5 protein-coding genes are annotated in these 3,170 nt (G+C 61.1%); 2 read left to right on the forward strand and 3 right to left on the reverse strand.

Translation table 11 applies throughout. The annotated features are described in order from the left end of the window. Window positions 1-184 precede the first annotated feature (184 nt). On the forward strand, window positions 185-400 hold the full coding sequence (locus MKL01_RS36305; protein WP_409566214.1) for a hypothetical protein: 216 nt from the start codon (window positions 185-187) through the stop codon (window positions 398-400). Between the two features lie 145 nt (window positions 401-545). Here MKL01_RS36305 and MKL01_RS30715 read toward each other — a convergent pair whose 3' ends face one another. From MKL01_RS30715 to MKL01_RS30725, 3 genes are all read right to left on the reverse strand, one after another. After that, on the reverse strand, window positions 546-902 hold the full coding sequence (locus tag MKL01_RS30715) for a hypothetical protein (RefSeq protein WP_243908972.1): 357 nt from the start codon (window positions 900-902) through the stop codon (window positions 546-548). An 87-nt stretch (window positions 903-989) separates the two neighbouring features. Next, window positions 990-1,358: a hypothetical protein gene (locus tag MKL01_RS30720; RefSeq protein WP_243908973.1), complete on the reverse strand. Its 369-nt coding sequence runs from the start codon at window positions 1,356-1,358 to the stop codon at window positions 990-992. Further along, a complete protein-coding gene (locus MKL01_RS30725; RefSeq protein ID WP_243908974.1) occupies window positions 1,355-1,660 on the reverse strand; it encodes a ParA family protein in 306 nt (101 codons plus the stop codon). Before MKL01_RS30725 ends, MKL01_RS30720 begins: the two co-directional genes overlap by 4 nt. A gap of 1,105 nt (window positions 1,661-2,765) precedes the next feature. Here MKL01_RS30725 and MKL01_RS30730 point away from each other — a divergent pair. After that, on the forward strand, window positions 2,766-3,170 hold a 405-nt coding region (locus MKL01_RS30730), incomplete at its 3' end, for an ABC transporter substrate-binding protein (protein WP_243908975.1).

Below are 3,170 nucleotides of genomic sequence, written 5' to 3' on the forward strand. Positions count from 1 at the left end.
GCTAGAGCAGGACGTCGAGGCCAGCCGAGGCCGGCTGGACCGGACGCTGGCCGATCTGCAGGCCCGGTTCAATCGGCCAGGGATCCCGCGTGACTTTGCCGACCTGCGTCGGTCAGGGCAGGCAGCGAGCGAGACCGTCGAGCGGCTTGTCGCAGATGTCCGGGCCAATCCCGTCCCGGCGCTCATGATCGCGGCCGGCTTCGGGCTGCTTGTCTATGAGGCTTTCCGAACAACGGCGGAACGGAGACGTCTGGCGGTTGTGCCTGCAGGATCCGATGTCGCGACGACCGATCGTCATCTCCCCGAGAACCATCCGGACCGGATGCACGAGCGGCTCGACGATGCGCTGGAGGAGAGCTTCCCGGGCAGCGACCCGGTCTCGGTGCGGATCACGAAGTAAGCATTTTCAGAAATCCTGAACGACCGGCCGGGACCAGCCGACTGGCTGCATCCCGGCCTCGCGCACAATACCGACCGCGTCCGCGGCTGGTAGCGCTGATCTCGCGCTATCGTGGCGTTTTTTCAACACCACAAAAGCATGTGGATTACGGCTGGACGATACTGATCCCGCCGCCCTTGAGCCACATGTCGCCGGGCTTCAGGCCTTCGATGGATGTGGGCAGCGACCGCCAGTCGATTGTCGGCGGCCGGGCTGCAGCCTGCCGGATCTCTCGCTGTGCCCGGTCGTAGATCTGGAAATTCGCCACCGCGAACAGGACGAGCGCCACCGGCAGCAGCACGCGACGCTCTTTCTGCAACGCGTCGGCGATCGGCTGGAGCTTCGGGAACAGTGTCGGCGACAGCCGAACGAGTCCGAGGATCACGGACAGCACGCCCCACCACGAACTGAGAACGACCCATAGGTAGTCGGCTATCCGGTCGGTTAACGACGGATCGATCACGTCAGACGTCCTGCTGGCACCGGTATTCGGGGCTCGAATGCCACTACAAAAACACCATCTTGACATGACGGTCATGCCGCAAAAGCGCTATCGCCACCCCGGCGTGGTGGGCTTGCCGATGACGTGATCAATCCCTTCCAAGATCAGGGAATGGATCGAGCGACCCCGGTCCTCGGCGATCCGAGCGAGCGCCGCGTGCCGGGCATCATCGAGGTAGACCGTCTGCCGCGCCGCGACGGGCCGGCGCCCTTTCGGCCTACCGACAGGCTTCGCACGCGCCTCGTCCTCGGCCTCTGGCGGATCCTCGACGGGCGGTGCGGCTTGGGACGCAGGCGAGGACTCTTGCTGGCGCGCTCGCGCCAAGCTGGCGTCGGCATCGTCCTGCTCGACTTCGCGCGCTGCGGCCGCTGCAGCCTTCATCGCCAGCGTCTGAGAGACGTTCGGACGGCGGCTCATTGGGTCTCTCCAAGGCGGATCATGACGGCATCGGCGAGCGCGGCGAATTCGGCGGCGGATGGCGTTTCGGGCGGCACGGCCTCTCCTGTGGCGAGGCTGTCGGCCACGATGGCGCGATAGGAGATGGCGGGCGCTACCGGCTCAGTGAGAGCAGCCAGAGTCGCCACCACGTCGCGCCCTGCCCCGGTCCGGCGGTCGATGCGGCTCGGGACGATCAGGATATCCGGCCGGTCGCGCTTGGCAGACTTCAGGTGCCGACGGATCGTGCCGACGGTCTCGGCCGCGCCGCGCACGTCCAGCACGGTCGAACCGGACGGTGCGTTCAAGGGGCACTCGGGGAGCGGGTTCCTATAGCAAACCGGCATTCATAAGCCAGCCTGTTGCCAAGCTCACATAGTCGAAGTCGTTCGGGCCAACCCCAATCCTGAGCTGGTACCTGGGTCCATCGATCCGCTGGCAGCGGAGCCAAGCCCTGGAAAGAATGAGACTGCAGCGCCCTGCTCGCCTCGTGCATTTCCATCTCGCTTACGGCTCGTTCAGGCCACTGACCCACCAATGTTGGGATTGTCAGCCAAGGTCGAAAAGATTTAGACAATTCACGAGTTAGATCAGATTTAGCCTCTGGAAACGAGCTTAATACCTTACAACCACAGTTGATCAGCCAATTAGAGAAGAAACCAGACGTCACCAAGATAGTGAGAACGGCGATGGTGTGGCTTCGGGTTTCTCCAGGCCGCGACCTCGCGAGCCTGAGCGGCTCTAGATTGCCGAGGCGAATGGCTCCGCGAACTGACATTGCTTGATAGGGGTGCAAACTACGCATTCTGACAAGCTCATGAGCCCAATAAGCTGTTAACTCGGTCGAGAAGACAGAATTCCCACAACCTCAATAATGCTCGCTGAGGCCGGATACACAACTCGCGCTGTGGCCCACGCGGCCGGTCCAAATTCGGCCTTTAACCCGTCAACCCGTAACGGTCTCCGAGGCTCTATTCTCTGAGAATAATTGAGATATATCCAACGGATGTATTGATATCTGTGGACAATTTTCCATTTAATTAAAATCTTATTTATAGATTTGAGTTTTTAGTAGCCAAACAACTTATATGTCGTCATGTGGCTGAAACTTAGATATTAGGCCCGTCATTGCCGAGGATATTCAGACCCTGTGGGATCGAACTATTTGGAAAGAGGCGTATGTGCCGGAGACAAGCGCGAATATTGCCCATATAACTGCATTGGGGGCCATATCGGCCTGCGATCTGAACCCTATGCTGCTCCTCAGTGGCGCAATCCTCGGCGGCCTCGCCGCGACGTTAGCATTGCTGGGCTGGACATACCTACGCAAAAAACGTGTCGCCGGCGCCTCCAAGTCTGTTCGCCAATAGGTTGCGAAAGGGTGCGAAGATGTCGCGATCAATTGGCTCCTTCCATAGATGGCTTCTGCTGGCGACCGCAGCCACGATCTTCTCCACGGCTCCAATCGGTGCCCAACCCCCACCGCCTAGCACTGGACGGTTCGCTCCAGCACCCGATACGCCGGGTTCGCAAGCGCACTCACCTTCACTCGATCCTGCCCCCGCAACGCGATCCCCTAATTCGATCGACGCCGATCATCACGAGGCTTACGTCCGCGCCGCCGCTGGGAAGAGCGAGGTTCGGTTCGGCCTTGTCGCGCCGTTCTCGGGTGCGAACAAGGAGTTCGGTCATCAGCTCGCGATCGGCATCGAGTCGGCGTTCAATGCGGTGAACGAGGCCGGGGGGATCGGTGCCTATCGCCTCAAGCTCGTCACCGCCGACGACGGATACGAG

The sequence above is a fragment of the Methylobacterium sp. J-070 genome (genome assembly GCF_022829385.1).
Lineage (GTDB): Bacteria > Pseudomonadota > Alphaproteobacteria > Rhizobiales > Beijerinckiaceae > Methylobacterium.